This is a genomic window from Microvirga massiliensis (assembly GCF_001006805.1).
Lineage (GTDB): Bacteria > Pseudomonadota > Alphaproteobacteria > Rhizobiales > Beijerinckiaceae > Microvirga > Microvirga massiliensis.
In genome coordinates this window covers 414028-430202 of record NZ_LN811353.1, presented here as the reverse complement: position 1 = coordinate 430202, position 16175 = coordinate 414028, and the positions used below count along the sequence as shown (strand labels likewise).

General features: G+C 63.9%; 12 protein-coding genes. 5 read left to right on the top strand and 7 right to left on the bottom strand.

The genetic code is table 11. The features are described from left to right. Positions 1–76 precede the first annotated feature (76 nt). From otsB to BN1233_RS14585, 3 genes are all read right to left on the bottom strand, one after another. Entirely contained in the window at positions 77–859 is a 783-nt protein-coding gene (gene otsB / locus BN1233_RS14595; protein ID WP_046864285.1) for a trehalose-phosphatase, read from the bottom strand. 452 nt (positions 860–1311) lie between these two features. Next, complete coding sequence (locus BN1233_RS14590; RefSeq protein ID WP_046864284.1) at positions 1312–2622, bottom strand: HlyD family type I secretion periplasmic adaptor subunit; 1311 nt, start codon at positions 2620–2622, stop codon at positions 1312–1314. Continuing rightward, complete coding sequence (locus BN1233_RS14585; RefSeq protein ID WP_046864576.1) at positions 2623–4410, bottom strand: type I secretion system permease/ATPase; 1788 nt, start codon at positions 4408–4410, stop codon at positions 2623–2625. Between the two features lie 441 nt (positions 4411–4851). Between BN1233_RS14585 and BN1233_RS42910 the strand changes: the two genes are divergently transcribed. Further along, positions 4852–5790 (top strand): hypothetical protein, encoded by a 939-nt coding sequence (locus tag BN1233_RS42910; protein ID WP_048709191.1) that lies wholly within the window; start codon positions 4852–4854, stop codon positions 5788–5790. Positions 5791–5861: 71 nt separating this feature from the next. Here BN1233_RS42910 and BN1233_RS50535 read toward each other — a convergent pair whose 3' ends face one another. Genes BN1233_RS50535 through BN1233_RS14570 form a run of 3 tightly spaced genes read right to left on the bottom strand, consistent with a single transcriptional unit; the run spans position 5862 to position 8499 of the window. Next, positions 5862–5990, bottom strand: coding sequence for a hypothetical protein (locus tag BN1233_RS50535; RefSeq protein WP_280139453.1), 129 nt, complete (start codon positions 5988–5990; stop codon positions 5862–5864). Beyond that, positions 5987–7045: a cytochrome d ubiquinol oxidase subunit II gene (cydB, locus tag BN1233_RS14575; RefSeq protein WP_046864283.1), complete on the bottom strand. Its 1059-nt coding sequence runs from the start codon at positions 7043–7045 to the stop codon at positions 5987–5989. Before cydB ends, BN1233_RS50535 begins: the two co-directional genes overlap by 4 nt. Before the next feature lie 8 nt (positions 7046–7053). Continuing rightward, a complete protein-coding gene (locus tag BN1233_RS14570; protein ID WP_046864282.1) occupies positions 7054–8499 on the bottom strand; it encodes a cytochrome ubiquinol oxidase subunit I in 1446 nt (481 codons plus the stop codon). A 621-nt stretch (positions 8500–9120) separates the two neighbouring features. On the opposite strand from BN1233_RS14570, the gene BN1233_RS14565 reads away from it, so the two are divergent. From BN1233_RS14565 to BN1233_RS14550, 4 genes are all read left to right on the top strand, one after another. Continuing rightward, positions 9121–10995, top strand: coding sequence for a tetratricopeptide repeat protein (locus tag BN1233_RS14565; protein WP_046864281.1), 1875 nt, complete (start codon positions 9121–9123; stop codon positions 10993–10995). Between the two features lie 272 nt (positions 10996–11267). Then, on the top strand, positions 11268–11705 hold the full coding sequence (locus BN1233_RS14560) for a hypothetical protein (RefSeq protein ID WP_046864280.1): 438 nt from the start codon (positions 11268–11270) through the stop codon (positions 11703–11705). Positions 11706–12533: 828 nt separating this feature from the next. Further along, entirely contained in the window at positions 12534–13655 is a 1122-nt protein-coding gene (locus BN1233_RS14555) for a hypothetical protein (protein WP_147707249.1), read from the top strand. After that, entirely contained in the window at positions 13652–14194 is a 543-nt protein-coding gene (locus BN1233_RS14550) for a c-type cytochrome (protein ID WP_046864574.1), read from the top strand. Before BN1233_RS14555 ends, BN1233_RS14550 begins: the two co-directional genes overlap by 4 nt. A 628-nt stretch (positions 14195–14822) precedes the next feature. Here the strand turns inward: BN1233_RS14550 and BN1233_RS14545 are convergent. After that, positions 14823–15887, bottom strand: a complete 1065-nt coding sequence (locus tag BN1233_RS14545) for an AI-2E family transporter (RefSeq protein WP_046864279.1) — start codon at positions 15885–15887, stop codon at positions 14823–14825. Positions 15888–16175: the final 288 nt, after the last annotated feature.

Below are 16175 nucleotides of genomic sequence, written 5' to 3'. Positions count from 1 at the left end.
TCACCGATGAGGACGGGGAACGGGAACATGAGCGCTCAGACAGTCTCCTCTCACTGACGAATCGGGCGAAACGAACTCATCCGGTCGTGGTCCGGTCCAGAGAGAACGGGGCGCCGTCCGCCCAGGCTGACAGGCAATGCCTCAGCCGCGCAGGCGTTCCGATCCGAGCCCGAGCGACTGTCGCCCCCTCCCCGACCCGCACCGAGACCCCGCCTCGGGCATTCACGGTCCGGAATCCATCCTCGTCGGTGAGGTCATCTCCCACGAAAACCGGCATGCGCCCGCGGAACGGCGGCTCTTCGAGAAAGCGTTCGATCACGCGCCCTTTCCCGGCAGCAGCCGGGAGAATTTCGGCGACCGCCTTGCCCCACTGGATGCGATAATCCGGGCCGAGCTCGGTCGCCACCGCTTGCGCGATGCGCCTGGCTTCGTCCGCACGCTCCGGGACGAGCCGCCAATGGACGGCAACGGAGCAGCCCTTGTCTTCGAGAAGAGCGCCGATCGGCTGGATCGCTTTCTCAAGATCGCCCACGGCACGGCGCAAGGCCGGGTACTCCTCGGGCCGACACGGCCTGGCCTCTCCGCGCAGGCGATATTCGAGCCCGTGCATCCCGGCAGCATCGAAGTGCTGCGGCCCGAGCCGCTCATCGAGAAAGGCGAGCGGACGGCCGCTGATCACGGCAAGTGCGCCCTCGAGTCGATCACGCAAGCGCGCCAGAGCACCCGGGACCATCGGCTCTACCACGATAGATTCGGGTCGCTCTGCAATGTCGACGAGCGTGCCGTCGAAATCCAGAAACAGAGCGATCGTTTCCGGAAGGTGTATGGGCGTGCCGCCCGCATCATGCTGCTTGGTCATCCCGGCTCGACTGCTTGAACAAATGCAGGCGTAGTCGCCCACGTGTCCGTGCTCAAGCCGAGAACCCGCTGGCCGGCATTTGGTTGCTCACTGTCGGTGCTGGCTGCACCGCTTTTCGGGTCGTGTGAAACAAGCCAGCGGCGCATCCGTCGAGGGGTAGATTGCTTCGCCTCCGGCTCGCAATGACGGGTGTGGATCCGTGACGGGCTGGATGACTGCGGCGGCTCGCAGGACGGCAGTGCGGTGTAAAGGGCAGAGCATCACGCCTTCGGCTCGCCATGACGGCAGTGGGTCCGGCGCTGCTCCGGTTCCGGCCCTGCACCTCCCGCCCTCAGACCCTCATCGTCATTGCGAACGAAGTGAAGCAATCTACCCATCTCAGGATGAATTGCTTCGTCCGTGGTTCAGACTGACGGTGAAAGTGATCCCCCCTTCAAGCCGAGAGAAGTGCCTCAGCTTTCCCTAAAGGCCCGCGCGAACTGGTCCTTCAGCGGCTTGATGAAATACTGCAGCGGCGTGCGCTCGTTCGTCTGGATGAAGACCTCCGCCTGCATGCCGGCGACGATGCGCAGATTACCGAGACGGGCGAGTTCATCAGGCGTGACGCCAACGCGGATGGTATAGAAGGGAACACCCGTCTGCTGATCCTTCGAAACGTCTGCTGAAACGCGCGTCACAGTCCCGAAGATCTCGGGCGTCGTGCGCTGGTTGGAGGCACTGACCCGAATGGTCGCCGTGTGGCCAGGCACCACCTGGTCGATGTCGTGCGGCATCACGCGGGCTTCGAGCCCGAGATTCTCGTCGACCGGAACGATCAGCATGGCAGGCTCCGCCGGGGAGATGACGCCACCCACCGTATGCACCGCAAGCTGGTGCACGAATCCGGAGCTGGGGGCGCGGATCTCGACACGCTTCAACTGGTCCTCGGCGGCGACTCGCCGTTCGGAGAGTTCCGAGAGCTTTCCCTGAAGCTCACGCATTTCCCGCATGACCTCGGCGCGCATCTCCTCGTCGACCTGGATGATCTGGAGCGACGTCTCCGCAATCTTGCCTTCGGCCTGCGCCACGCCGGCGATGAGCTGACCACGCTGGCCTTCGAGGCTCGCGGCTTCCCGTTCGAGAGAAATGAGCCTCGTGAGCTGAATCAGGTTCTTTTGGTAGAGCTCCCGAACGCCGCTGAGCTCGTTCGCAATGAGTTCCGCCTCGCGGACCTTGGCATTCTGCTGGGCCTTGAGACCGGTGATCTCGTCGTGCAGCTGCGCAATGCGGCGCTGGAGCTGGCTTTTCTGGCCCTCGCGCGCGCTGCGCCGCGCCTCGAACAGGGTGCGCTCGGAGCCGATCAGCTTCGCAACCGCTGGATCGCTCATGCGGCTCTGCAGGCTTGCCGGCACGGTCAGATCGCTCGCCCCATCCCGCTCCGCCTCGAGCCGCGCCTGGCGCGCGACGAGCTCGTCGATCTGGCCCAGGACGATCTGGAGATTGGCGCGCGTGATCGTTTCGTCGAGCCGGATCAGCAGCTCGCCTTCCTGGACCTTGTCGCCATCGCGGACATGCAGCTCGCCTACGATGCCCCCCGTGGGGTGCTGCACCTTCTTGACGTTCGTGTCGACGACGAACTGCCCGCCGGCGACGACCGCTCCGGAGAGCGTGGACGTCGCGGCCCAGAGGCCGATCGTGCCACCAAATAACGCGATGAGCGAAAACCCGGTCAGGGCGGAGCGACGGAGCGCCCGCTGATGGCGGGATGTTGTTGGTCCGGTCATTTATCCGACCTCCCTCAGATTCGTCGGCGCCGCGCCCGCGGGGCCGCTCACGGCTGCAGGCCGGGCCGGCGCCGCGACCGGCCCGGGGACAGGCCGCTTCATAACGGATTGCAATACTTCGTCCCGTGCCCCGAACTGCCTAATGCGCCCGCCTTCCATGATCGCGACGAGATCGACATTGCCGAGGGCGGCAGGACGGTGGGTAATCACGACCACGACGCCGCCGCGCTGGCGAACCGACAGGATCGCCCGGTTGAGGGCTTCGTCACCGGCCCCGTCGAGGCTCGAATTCGGCTCATCCAGGACGACAAGGAAGGGTTCACCGTAGAGAGCCCGGGCGAGCGCGATGCGCTGGCGCTGACCTCCCGAGAGAGCCGTGCCACCCTCCCCGATCTGCGTATTGTAGCCGTCCGGGAGCTGCAGGATCATTTCGTGAGCGCCGGCCGTTTCGGCCGCAGCGATCACGGCCTCGGGTGGCGCATTCGGGCGGAATCGCGCGATGTTCTCAGCAATGGTGCCGGCAAACAGCTCCACGTCCTGCGGAAGGTATCCGGTGTGCTCGCCGAGGGAATCGGGCTCCCACTGGTCGAGTGTCGCGCCGTCGAGCCGAACCTCTCCCCGGAGCGACGACCATACTCCGACGATCCCGCGCGCGAGGGTGGACTTTCCCGAAGCGGAGGGGCCGATGAGGCCGAGCCCCTGGCCGGCCTTCAGCTGGAACGTGGCCGCCTGCACGACCGGAGATGTCGAGCCCGGCGGGCCCACGAAGAGGTCCTGGACGGTCAGGGTCCTGTGCGGTGCCGGCAAGGCGTGCCGCTCGGCCTGCTTGGGCACGAGGGCGAGAATGTTCTGAAGCCGGGCAAAGCCCTGGCGGGCCGCCACGAAGCCGCGCCAGTTCGCAACGGCGATCTCGATCGGCGCGAGCGCGCGCGACAGAAGGATCGAAGCGGCGATCATGGCGCCCGCCGACATCTCATTGCGGATCACGAGAAAGGCGCCGAGGCCGAGCGCCCCCGATTGCAGAATCATGCGGAAAATCTTCGCAAAGGCGCCAATCCCGGCCGCTGCGTCGCTGGCCCGGAGCGCGTCCTGAACGTGCCGCTCGTTGGCCGTCGCGAAGCGTTCCGAAAGGAAGCCGTGCATCCCGAGCGCGCGGACCGCCTCCGCATTGCGGCGGCTGGTTTCCGCCAGGCCCTGACGCTCACCCATGCTCTTCGTGAGATCGGCCATCGGGCCGCGGCTTCGCCTGTCGGTCAGGAGCGTGAGCGACACGATCACGAGGCCGCCCAGGACGGCCAAGATGCCGAGCCAGGGATGGATGATAAAACAGCCGAGGAAAAATATCGGCATGAAGGGCATGTCGAACAGGGCTGTTGGCCCAAGGCCCGACAGGAAGCCCCGAATCTTGTCGAGGTCGTGAATGGGCTGAAGACTATCCGCCTGCCTCGCCCCCCGGAGCGGCAGGCTTGCGACGAGGTCGAAGATCCGCCCGGACAGCATCTCGTCGAAGCGGGCGCCGATCCGCGCCAGCATCTTGGACCGGATCGAATCGAGCCCGCCTTGCAGGAGATAGGCGGCGAGCACGATGAGCGAGAGGCCGATCAGCGTCGACACGCTCCGACTCGCCAGCACCCGATCGTAGATCTGGAGCATGTAGACGGAGCCGGTCAGCATCAGAACATTGATGAAGGCCGAGAACACGGCCACCCCCATGAAGGCGGGGCGGCAGGCCGCGAGGGCCTCTTTCAATTCGGGGCTCTGAGCGTTCGCCGACGCAGTGCGCTTCATGATCCGTCCCATCGGCGGAACGGTCGATCCCGTTCGCCTTTACAATTCGGGTCGCCCGGCAGTGCCGAACATCTGGACGCCGGATGACCGGCAATAGGGCACGCGCACGCGCAAGGGAACCGCCGCAAATGCAGCAGGCCATATCTTTGCACGGGAGGTGACTGCCCCAAAGCGGATCGCGCCTTCGAAATACGTTTCGGCGACCCTGATCTAGTCCTATCGGGACTAAATATGTCAACGAAAAGGCATGGTTACATCCGGGTTACTATGGAGGAATCCTCGATGCGCGGACGCATGGATGGCAGTCACGAGATGCGCCTCCTCCGAAAATCGCCGGCCCGCTCCAGGGGCGACCTCGGCGAGGCGCCCGGCCGGCGAGTAACCAGCTGGTAAACAATCATGGTTAAGGTCTGGTGATCTCTCACCACGGGGATCGCCACCATGACCGAAGAGAAGACACCCGCCATCCGACCGGAAACCGGAGAAACGGACTCCGAGGCGGACAAAGGCGTCGCCCAGCCCGGACCCGATGCCGGCGCGACCCTCGCGGCCGCCGACGGCAAGGCAATGCTCGAAAAGGCCGAGGGCGCGGCATCCGCCCGGGATTCCGCGGAGACCCGGCCCTCGACCGGTGCCACACGCAGGGCCCTGGCATCCCGCCTCGCACAGGTCGCCATCGTGGCGCTCGTTGCAGGCTCCGGATGGTTCGGCGCGCACATGGTCTCGCGCGGAGAGACGGCCGCCGCGCTGGCGCCGCTCGCCACCGTGACCGATGATCTTCGCCGCGGTCAGGAGGATATCCTGCGCCTCGGCGGCGAGGTCAGGACGCTGAAGATGGCCGTCGAGGCATTGCGAGAGAACCTCGAGACGACGCGCGGCGAAAGCACGGCGACACAGGCCCGCCTCCTGGAGCGCGCGGAACAAGGAGCGCGCGATCTCGGTGCCCAGTTCGCTCGGTTGACCGAACAGATGCAGCGGATCGAGGCGGGCATCGAGAAGGCGGCGCTACAGCCCGACGAGACCGCCCGCTTGCTGAGGGAGCGCTTCGATCGGCTCGAAAAAACGCTCGCCGCGTCGTCCGATGTGAAAACGGCGCCCGCGGCTGCACCAGAGCCCTTGCAGACTGCGTCGATCCCAGCCCCGAAACCGGCCGATTCGGTCCCAGCGTCGAAGCCGGCCGATCGCGATGCTCCGATCGAGGGCTGGCTGCTGCACGAGGTCTATGGCGGGCTCGCGCTCATCGAGGGTCGGCGCGGCCAGCTCTTCGAGGTCGGGCGTGGCGACGTCATTCCCGGCGCCGGGCGGGTCGAGGCAATCGAGCGGCGCGCCAAGCGCTGGGTCGTCGTCACCAACCGCGGCCTGATCACGACCGCACGCTGACCGGATCGTCGTTACGAAGCGGGCGGATCGGATGTCGATCCGCCCAACCCTCTTCGCATGAGATCCCGCGGTTACCGCGGGATCAGCGCGCGCAGGCCATAGACGAAGGCCGCGAACACCGCTGCGCTCGCGACGTAGATCAGGATGAACCAGCCGAGCCGCGACAGACGCGAGCTTCGGCGCGGCGGCTCCGCGCTCAATGGTATCCGCTCTCCTGGACGTCCAGCGCAACTTTTCCACGGAACACATAATAGGCATAAGCCGTGTAGATGAATGTGAGCGGCATCACGACGGCATAGCCGACGAGCGCAAACAATTGCGTCGCGGGCGCATTCGCGACGTTCCAGATCGTGAGGCGCGGCGGCACGGCATAGGGGAAGAGGCTCACGATCAATCCGAGGAAACCCAGGAGGAATAATACGATCGCGAGGATGAATGGCTGCACGTGATGGCCGTCCTCGAGGGCGCGCCACAGACGATAGCTCGTGAAAGCGGTGAGGAGCGGGACCGGGGCGAGGAGAAGAATGTTGGGCCAGGTGAACCAGCGTTGCTCGATCTCTACTCCGAGAAAGGGCACCCAGGCGCTGATGATGGCCATCATGACGATCGTCGCGACGAGAGCGCGCACCGCCATGCGGCGGGCCCAGATCTCCAGCTCACCCGTGGTCTTCATCACGCACCAAGTCGCGCCGAGCAGCGCATAGCCCGCGACGAGGCCGAGGCCGGTGGCGATGCTGAACGGGGTGAGCCAGTCGAACATGCCGCCTGTGAACTGCCGGCCATTGGTCTCGAAGCCCTGCACGAATGCCCCGAGCACGACGCCCTGCGCGAAGGTGGCCACCAGCGAGCCGTAATGGAACGCGTTGTCCCAGACCCGCTTCGACGTGTCGGCCTTGAACCGGAACTCGAATGCCACGCCCCGAAAGATCAGCGCGATCAGCATGGTGAAGAGCGGCAGATAGAGGGCCGGAAGGAGGATCGCGTAGGCAAGATAAAAAACGGCGAACAATCCGCCTCCGCCGAGAATGAGCCAAGTCTCGTTGCCGTCCCAGATCGGCGCCACCGACAGCATCATCCGATCGCGCCAGTTCTCGTTCGCCGCGGCCTTGAACAAGATCCCGATTCCGAGATCGAATCCGTCGGCCACGACATACATCACGACCGCGACGGCTAGGAGCACCGCCCAGATCAGGGGCAGCCACAAGGCCTGCCCCTCGAGTCCAGCCGGTGCGAAAGTGGCGATGAAATCAGCCATGGCTCCCCTCACATTGCTGGATGGGCCCGCTGGCCCGGCTGCCCCTCGAGGGCTTCGTTGGAACCCGAAAGAGGACGCTTCGGCATGCGATCCGGGCGCTCCGCATCGCCGCCGCGAAGCGCCTCCTCGACTGGTTCCGGCCCCCTCCTGAGGATTTTTGCGAGGTAGTAGCTCCCGAAGCCGAAGAGGAACGTGTAGACGATCACGAAGGCCGTTAGCGAGGTCGTGACCGCGCCGGCCGTCACGGGCGATACCGCATCCGCGGTCTTGAGGTGCCCGTAGATGATGTAGGGCTGCCGACCGATCTCTGCAGTGAACCACCCCAACAGAACGGCGCCGAAGCCCGCGGGCGTCATCAGGACGGTGGCGCGCAGGAACCAGGGATTCGTGAACAATGTCCCCTTCCAGCGCATGACGAGGCTCCAGATCCCCAGAGCCAGCATCGCGAAGCCGATCGCGACCATGCCGCGGAAGGCGAAGAACACCGGCCAGACGGGCGGACGCTCCTCGCGGGGCACATCCTTCAGACCCGGGACCACGCCGTGATAGGCGTGGGTTAGGATCCAGCTCCCGATCTCGGGAATCCCAATCTCGTAGTGGTTCATCTCCGCCTCCTCGTCCGGAATGGCGAAAAGGCGCAGCGGCATGTGGCCTTGGCGCTCCCAGTTACCCTCGATCGCCGCGAGCTTGGTCGGCTGATATTCCAGGACCCCGAGGCCGTGGAGATCTCCGATCACGATCTGGATCGGCGCACAGATCGCGGCGAACCACAAAGCCATGGACATCGAGCGCTGGGCGCCGCGCAGCTTCTCCGCCGGCTCCTCCCGGCGGCGCAGGATCATCCAGGCCGACATGCCCGAGACCGCGAAAGCCGTCGTGAGATAACAGCCCATGACCATGTGGGCGTATCGGAACGGGAACGACGGATTGAAGATGATCGCGAACCAGTCTTCAGGAACCGCGACGCCGTTTTCGACGCGGAAGCCGGCGGGCGTCTGCATCCAGGAATTCGCGGACAGAATCCAGAACGCCGAGATGAGCGTGCCGAGCGCCACCATGCAGGTTGCAAAGAAGTGGAGCTGGTTCCCGACGCGATCCCAGCCAAACAGCATGATGCCCAGGAACGCGGCCTCAAGGAAAAAAGCCGTGATGACCTCGTACTGGATGAGCGGACCGAGAATGTTCCCGCCGAATTCGGCATAGCGCGACCAGTTGGTGCCGAGCTGGAAGCTCATCACGATTCCGGACACGACCCCGAGTCCGAACGACACCGCGAAGACCTTCGACCAGAACAGGAAGAGGTTTCGGTAGAGGGGGTTGTCCGTGCGCAGCCACTGGAACTCGAGCGCCACGAGCCAGCTCGCGAGGCCGATCGTGAAGGCCGGGAAAATGATGTGGAAGGACATCGTGAACGCGAACTGGATGCGGGACAGAAGCAGCGCATCGAATTCCATCGCGGTCTCCCCTGTCGGCGATGCCTTGCCCTGACCTAGGGTGAATACCCGGCCAGGGAAGGCTTCGGGCCACCGAGCATGGTTACAGCGCTCTCGTTAGGACGGGGTGGCCGCCGAACCCGGATCAGGTCCGGCTTGATGAGCAGTTCGCGAAACGTGCCAAAGCGGCGCCCAATGATGACGCTTAATGCTTCATCTCGCGACGAACTGTGCCTTCCCCGTCAAAGCGCCTTTGACAAGGCCAAGACTCGAACCGGACATTCCGTCAGAGAACATCGCCCAGTCGACTCCCGCGCTACCGCTCCGATGCGCTTGCCCCGGAACACTCTGAAACTGTGACAAAGGTCACAGACACTCGTTTGCTGCGAGGTCACGTTGAAGCCATTCTCCAGCAGGGGAAGTTTCGTGACGAACGTGGCGAACCTCCGCCTGTACCAGCGGCTGGTTCGCGGTGCTTCGCCGATCAGCCCTGTGCTGAATTACTCGTGGAGCTGGTCGCCACAAGGGAGGCCGAGAATCCCGCGCCGACCAGGAGACGACGGCGAGTGACAACGATGGACTCCCGCAGGCTTTCGGATCGCCTTGCCTGCCCTCCGATCAGCCGAACCTGAGAGGCTTCTCATGACGACCCAAACCGCGCAGCGTTCGCGCTCCTTTGTGCGCATCCGTTTCATGGCTACGGCAGCCACGGCCCTTGCCATTGCGACTCCCGCTGCGGCCTGTCCTCTCGGCAGTCACGACAGCCCGAGAGTGCAACTTCTTCACCGGCTGACGCAGGCCACGCAACCTGACGTAACCAAGCATGTGAAGACCGCGCAGGCACAGCACCAGTCTCATTCTCAGCCGCCGGCCCGCAATGAGCTCGGCGCCTACAGCCGCGATCTGCCGAAAGGGGCCGCGGCCCCGAGAGCGGAAGATCGTCCGCCGATCTACGACAACCTCGGTCAGTTCACGTGGGCCGCCATAGGCCCTGCCAAACCAGATGCACGCGCCTATTTCGATCAGGGTTATCGCCTCGGCTGGGGCTTCAACCACGCCGAAGCGGCTCGCGCATTCCGGGCGGCACAGGAACTCGACCCGAGCTGCGCCATGTGCCTGTGGGGTGAGGCATGGGTGCTCGGACCGCACATCAACTACCCGATGGACGCGGATGCGAATGCCCGTGCGCTCGTCGTGCTCGAACAGGCCAGGCGTCTTGCTCCTGCCGGTGAGTTGCAGGCTGCTCTCATCGACGCACTCTCGCGGCGGCATTCTCCGGATCCGAAGGCGGACCGCAAGGCGCTGGATCAGGCTTACGCGGACGCCATGGAAGCCGTGCAGGCGCGCTTTCCGGAGAATCCGCACGTTGCCCTCCTGACCGCCGACGCTCTCATGAATCTCAGCCCCTGGGATTACTGGGCGGATGAAGGACGAACCCCGAAGGGCAAAACTGCACGGATGATCGAGCTCATCGAGGGCGTGCTCGGTGACCGGAAGGTAGGCTCACTCGAGGCCAACCCGGATCACCCGGGGGCGATTCACCTCTACATCCATGCCGTCGAGTCCTCGGACCGGCCGGAGCGTGCGGCAGCGCATGCGGCCCGACTGGCCGCCCTGATGCCCGGAGCCGGGCATCTGGTCCATATGCCGAGCCACATCTGGTATCGCCTCGGCCGTTGGCGCGAGAGCCTGGACGCAAACGTGCAGGCCACCGTCGTTGACGAGACGCTGCTCAAGCAAGGGGGAGCGAGCCTGCTCTACTCGGAAGGCTACTATGCTCACAACGTCCACTTCGTGATGGCTTCGGCCCTCATGGGCGGGGATGGGGAGACCGCCATCGCGGCAGCCGAGAAGCTCGCCGGGATTGTCTCGGATCGCACCAAGCGCGAGGTCCCCTGGACGCAGCCCATCGCAGCGGCGGCCTACACGACCCATGCGCGATTCTCCGCACCGGACAAAGTGTTGGCCCTGCCTGCACCGGACGCGAGCTTCCCTTTTGTGAGCGCCGCATGGCACTACGCCCGCGGAGTTGCGCTGGCGCGGCTCGGGCGAGACGACGAGGCACGGGCCGAGGTTTCAGCCATTGAGGCCCTGGTGCGAACACCCGAGATCAGCGCATTGCCCGATGCCGGCGTGCCGGGCCCGGACGTGCTCGCCATCGCCGCAAAGGTGATTGAGGCGCGGATCGCACAGGCCAAGGGCGACCACGCGCAGGCTGCCGTGCAGTTCGCACAGGCCACGGAGATCCAGGACCGGCTGCCCTATATGGAGCCGCCCTTCTGGTATTACCCGGTGCACCAGTCGCTCGGCGCCGCATTGCTGCAGCAAGGAAAAGCCGACGAGGCCGAGGCGGCCTTCCGCACTGCGCTTCAACGGTCTCCGAATAATGGCTGGGCCGCCGCCGGTCTGCTTGAAGCCGCCAAAGCGCGCGGCGATGCACAGGCTGCCGAGGAAGCGAAGGCGCTCGTGAAGAAGAACTGGTTCGGTGGGGAAAATCCCTCGCTCGACCGCCTCTGACCTCCAGATCGCTGGTCGTGTGCCGGAGCTCACTGGGCTCCGGTCGTCGTGAAAGGCACCGCACTTCGAGCACGATGGCGGTCCTGTGTTCCCAGGCCTGCCGAGACCGCCGCGTTTTCTGGCAGTCCTCCGAAGCTGCGGGAGATCCTTTTGGGCGAGAATGCGTTCTCGGAGCATGTCGTCGCGTAGACAGTCGAGATCCATGGCATGCACTATCCTCTCCGGAAACCGCTCCATTGCGGTTGATCCGAAGGGCCATAGGGAGCTGAAGCATGGGAAATCAGTGGCAATACCAAGTGCGGCTCTATTTCACTGATGAGCTTTCTGAAATCGCACGGCGCAATCCAAGCGACCCGGCGCTCGGAGCACTTCCAGGTGTCCTTGAGAAGCATGGCGCCACCATGAAGTGTCAATTCGACGCCTTCGCCGACTATGTTGCGGAAGCTGAAGGGCACGGGGTCGATGGCTATCCGCTTTATGCATGGACCAAAGCCACGATCGAAGACCCCGTGAAGAAGGCAAAGCACATCAGATCTTTCGCTCTCCACGTCAAAGGGAGAGAGGTCTATTCGAAGGAGGAGGCGGACGCCCTCGAGGCGGATCTGCAGCCCTTGGTGGACGGTCAATCGATCACGCGCTTGTCACGGCATGATACGAACCCCGCAAACAACCCGCAGCCGCCGGAACGTTATCGCAAGACTCAAGGGTAATCCGCGTCGCGCACGGGAGGACGCGCGACTCGCTGCTCATCGGGTGCCCCGACGATTGTGAACATCGACGTGGTTTAGAAGGCATCACAACCTCCAAACGCGACAAATCTGCTGGCCTCGAGACCGGTTTTGCCCACTCTCCCGATCACTCGCGCGATGCTCTCCCGGCGCGAGACAGCTCTTCATCGTTCGCGTCGACGACACCTGATGAATCCTCACCGCTCCTCCTCTCCGGAAGTCGTATCTCCGGAAAGCCGCTCGGCGAAACCGAGAAAGAGCTGCAGACAACATCTCGATGGAGGAACTAGCCGTCACGATGGTGATCTGCAGGCACAAGTCCTAGTCGAGAAGAAAATGCGAAAGCAAACGGATTGCGGGTGATCACCGGCCTATCGTCATTTCTGGAGAGTGGACGTCCTGCATACAAAGGAATCCATGTAATCAACAGCCATAGGACGAAACACTCGGCGCAATCTTCCAGGAACATGACAGTTCTAACGTCAGCCCTGCCTTCCACCGGAATGTACCTCAGCGAGGTGTAGGGAAATGTTCGAGCACGCTGTCAATGTCAGCCAGGCCATGCAACTGACCGCGCGACAAGGCTATGGAACGCTCGTTCCCGCGCTGTGCGGCTGCCGGGCTTGCCGCGTGGCGCAGATGATCGGGACCCCGGCGCTCGGACGGTGCCATCGCTGTGGGGACGAATTGACGGTTCTCAGCAGCGCAGAGGCTAGAGGCGGATCATTGAAAGTGCTCGACGTACCTGCACGCTGAGCCAAAGAGGCCACCGCGCGGAACACCTTCCGCCCAGGCGGGAAAGGCGATCTCATGAGGAGTATCGCGACCACAAAAGGTTTCCGAGCCGCCCGGCGGCGTCGCTTGGCCGGCACTGGAGCAATGCTGATCCTCGCTCTTGCGCTCCTCAAGAGCGCGGAGGCAATTCCGCAGACGGCTCCGGCGAGGCCGCCGCAAAATCTACAGGACACGGGGCTCTATGCGGACTTCGAGAGCCTTCGGGTCGACCCGAAGCACCTTGCATTCGCGCCGCAATACCCGCTCTGGACCGATGGGGCCATCAAGCGCCGCTGGATTTCGCTGCCACCGGGCACTGCGATCGACGGGTCCGATCCGGACGCCTGGAATTTTCCGGTCGGCACGCGGCTTTGGAAGGAGTTCTCCTTCAACGGTCAACGCATCGAAACACGCTATCTGGAACGTCAGGCTGATGGGCAGTGGCTCTATGCCGCCTATGCATGGAGTTCCGATGGTCGTGAGGCGCAGCTGGTTTCTGAACGAGGCAGGAGCGCTGCCTATCCTCTAGCAGGAGGGCGATCGCACGCCATCCCGGGCGTCAGCGACTGCAAGGTGTGTCATCAGGGTGGCCGCAGCGAGGTTCTGGGATTCAGCGCTCTCCAGTTGTCACCGGAGCGAGATCCCGGTGCGCTGCATACCGAGGCTCGCCCCGATCCGGGCGTCGACCTCAACTCGCTCGTCGAGAAGGGGCTCCTCGTCGGGCTCCCGAGGTCACTGCAGGAAAACCCGCCACGCATCGCGGCGGGATCCGCCACGGAACGGGCCGCGCTCGGTTACCTGCACGGCAATTGCGGGCACTGCCACAACGAGCAGGGGTCCTTGAAGAACCTGGGGCTCTTCCTGCGGCACGTCTCGGAGGCCAACGACCAACCCGCGCTCGCAAGCACCATCGGCCAGCCCGTTAAGACACCAGCGCCCGGTCAATCTCCCGATGCCGTGCTGCGCATCGAACCAGGGCATCCGGATCAAAGCGGGCTCCTGCAGCGCGTCGCCTCGCGCTACCCCGCGCTGCAGATGCCGCCGCTCGGAACCGAAGTGGTGGATGGCGAGGCGGCAGAACTACTCCGGCGCTGGATCGCAGAGACGGACGTGTTCCGCCGAGGGGCCCGATTGCAAGAGAAAGGAGGACAGAAATGAACCATGCATTCTCGTTCATGTTGGCCGCTGCCCTGTTGGCACCCGCCACGACTCTCGCTCAAGACACCACGACCAGCGCGCAAGTGAAGCGTGGCGAATATCTCGTCACGACAGGCCTCTGCCATGACTGTCACACCCCCCTGATCCAAGGTCCTGATGGTCCGGCACCCGACATGAAGCGGGCGCTGTCGGGCCATCCGCAAGAGATCGTGGTCAAGGCCCCGGCTATCGTGCCCGAGCCGTGGACGGGTGCCATGTCACCAACCCTGACGACCTGGTCGGGGCCGTGGGGCGTGAGTTTCACGGCCAATCTCACCCCCGATCCGGAAACGGGCGTTCTGCGCGACTTCACCGAACAGCAGTTCATTCAGACAATGCGCACGGGCCGACACCAAGGTCAGGGGCGGCGAATTCTCCCACCGATGCCGTGGCCATGGATAGGAAAGATGACCGATGACGACCTGAAGGCCGTCTTCGCCTATCTCCGACAGATTCCCGCCGTGAAGAATAAGGTGCCGGATCCGATCCCGCCGAAGTAACCGTCCCTGCCCTGAGCCGGGCTGCGTTGCATACGCGAACATGTGCGGTGGATCGAGAGGCCGGAGCGCTCTTGCAACGACATGGCGCTGGCAGTCGACATTACCGCATGCCGCTCGTAGAGCGGCGCGCGCCGATCCCGAGAGTGGTTTCGGATCAGGAAGGGTCTATCGTTGCATCTACATCATCGTTGCGAGCCGTAGGCTCAACGCGCAGTCCGTCGCGTCGCTTAACCGTCATTGCGAACAGACTGAAGTGATCCAGGAGCGCATCCGTCGACGGGTAGATTGCTTCGCCTCCGGCTCGCAAGGACGAAGTGCGGTGGGATGGGTTGTGCGTACGGCCTGCGGCGCGCAATGACAGCAGTGGGTTCGCGGCAGGCTGACGACGCCAGACCACAATGACGGCAGTGGGTCCGGCGCTACTCCGGTTCCGGCCCTGCTCCTCCCTCCCTCAAACCCACTTCGTCATTGCGAACGCAGTGAAGCAATCTACCCGTCGACGGGTGGTTCGCCTCGCCTCCGGCTCGCAACGACGGCGGAGGTGCGGGAAGAGCATTGCCGGAATCGGAAACGGACTCCAATATACGACCCTTGCAGCTCGCACTCGTCATGCCTGGACGGAGCCTTATCAGATCAGCTTCCAGATCGAGAGCTCGTTCTTGAGATACGCGTAGTAGATCGGGGCAGCGATCACGCCGGGGATGCCGAAGATCGCGTCCATGACGAGCATCGCGAGCAGAATTTCCCACGCTCCTGCACGGATCTGACCTCCCATGACGCGCGCGTTCACGAAATACTCCAGCTTGTGAATGAGAACGAGAAAGAGCAGGGAGCTGGCCGCCAGCATGGGCGAGACGCTCAGGCTCATGATTACGATCACGGTATTCGAGATCAGATTGCCGATGACGGGGAGAAGCCCGGTGATGAAGGTCACGACCACCATGGTCTTTGCGAGAGGGAGCTGGATGCCCATCCAGGACACGATCATGAGCAGATAGAAGCCCGTCAGAACGGTGTTCAGCGCCGAAATCCGAACCTGTGCGAACACCACGCTGCGAAAGGCCTTCCCGAGCAGGCGCGCCCTGTCGGTCAGCGCGCGAACCAGGGGAGCAGGATCGGTGTCCGCGATCTCACGGCTCACGGCGATCATGCCGCCGATCACTAGGCCGAACAGGATGTGAATCAGAGCCCGCCAGACATCCTCGCCAAGTGTGCGTAACTGCCCTGCATGCTCGCGCAGCCAGGCTGCAGCCGCACTCTTGAGCTCACTCGGGTCTGCCGGGAAGGAATCGAGCGCCCAGACAGGGAGATGGGAACGAGCGGTCTCGATCACCTCAGCCATTTTCTGAAGCAGGCCGGGCAAGTTCTCGGATCCGCTGGACAACAGAGAGATGATGCCGAGGATTCCGGCTCCGATTGCGATAATGACGATGGTGGCCAGGAGGGCCACGATGATGAACTTTCCCGTGCGGCGATGGACGAAGGTGCTGGCGGGACTCGGCGCAAGCATATGCACAAGCTCATAGACCAGTAGTCCGGCGAGCAACGACGAGAGCAGGCCAAAATGCAAGACCGCCAGCAGAGTCAGCCCGGCGAGGATCTGTGTTGCGATCTCGAGCCGCGGAGAGCTGATCGTGCCCCGAACAGGCGGGGGCTCCACCGGTCGTGGGAGGTGTTCAACAGGGTCGAGCATCGGATCAGCTCAGGCGTCGCACCTTCACAACGCTACTTCTTCCCTTACGGTTCGAGTTGGTCCGGCTTCGGAAATATGGCTGAGCCGTACTGACCCAGAGAGCTGTGCAGGATTGGACAGGTAATCTGCCGCACTCACTCCGTCATAGAGCGCCGCAGTCATCCGACCTGAGACGACGCCATACCTGTCATGGCGAGCCGCAGGCGAATCCATCCAGCCCTTCAACCGCGGCGCCGTCTGGATTGCTTCACTTCGTTCGCAATGACGAGGAGGGAATCAGAGCAGGAT

What these genes read in the sequence shown, in the direction of transcription:
- cydB (WP_046864283.1), bottom strand. Translation starts at nt 7,045, where the DNA reads ATGGCTGATTTCATCGCCACTTTCGCACCGGCTGGACTCGAGGGGCAG.
- BN1233_RS14550 (WP_046864574.1), top strand. Translation starts at nt 13,652, where the DNA reads ATGAACCATGCATTCTCGTTCATGTTGGCCGCTGCCCTGTTGGCACCC.
- BN1233_RS14545 (WP_046864279.1), bottom strand. Translation starts at nt 15,887, where the DNA reads ATGCTCGACCCTGTTGAACACCTCCCACGACCGGTGGAGCCCCCGCCT.
- BN1233_RS14570 (WP_046864282.1), bottom strand. Translation starts at nt 8,499, where the DNA reads ATGGAATTCGATGCGCTGCTTCTGTCCCGCATCCAGTTCGCGTTCACG.
- BN1233_RS14565 (WP_046864281.1), top strand. Translation starts at nt 9,121, where the DNA reads ATGACGACCCAAACCGCGCAGCGTTCGCGCTCCTTTGTGCGCATCCGT.
- BN1233_RS42910 (WP_048709191.1), top strand. Translation starts at nt 4,852, where the DNA reads ATGACCGAAGAGAAGACACCCGCCATCCGACCGGAAACCGGAGAAACG.
- BN1233_RS14555 (WP_147707249.1), top strand. Translation starts at nt 12,534, where the DNA reads ATGAGGAGTATCGCGACCACAAAAGGTTTCCGAGCCGCCCGGCGGCGT.
- otsB (WP_046864285.1), bottom strand. Translation starts at nt 859, where the DNA reads ATGACCAAGCAGCATGATGCGGGCGGCACGCCCATACACCTTCCGGAA.
- BN1233_RS14585 (WP_046864576.1), bottom strand. Translation starts at nt 4,410, where the DNA reads ATGAAGCGCACTGCGTCGGCGAACGCTCAGAGCCCCGAATTGAAAGAG.
- BN1233_RS14560 (WP_046864280.1), top strand. Translation starts at nt 11,268, where the DNA reads ATGGGAAATCAGTGGCAATACCAAGTGCGGCTCTATTTCACTGATGAG.
- BN1233_RS14590 (WP_046864284.1), bottom strand. Translation starts at nt 2,622, where the DNA reads ATGACCGGACCAACAACATCCCGCCATCAGCGGGCGCTCCGTCGCTCC.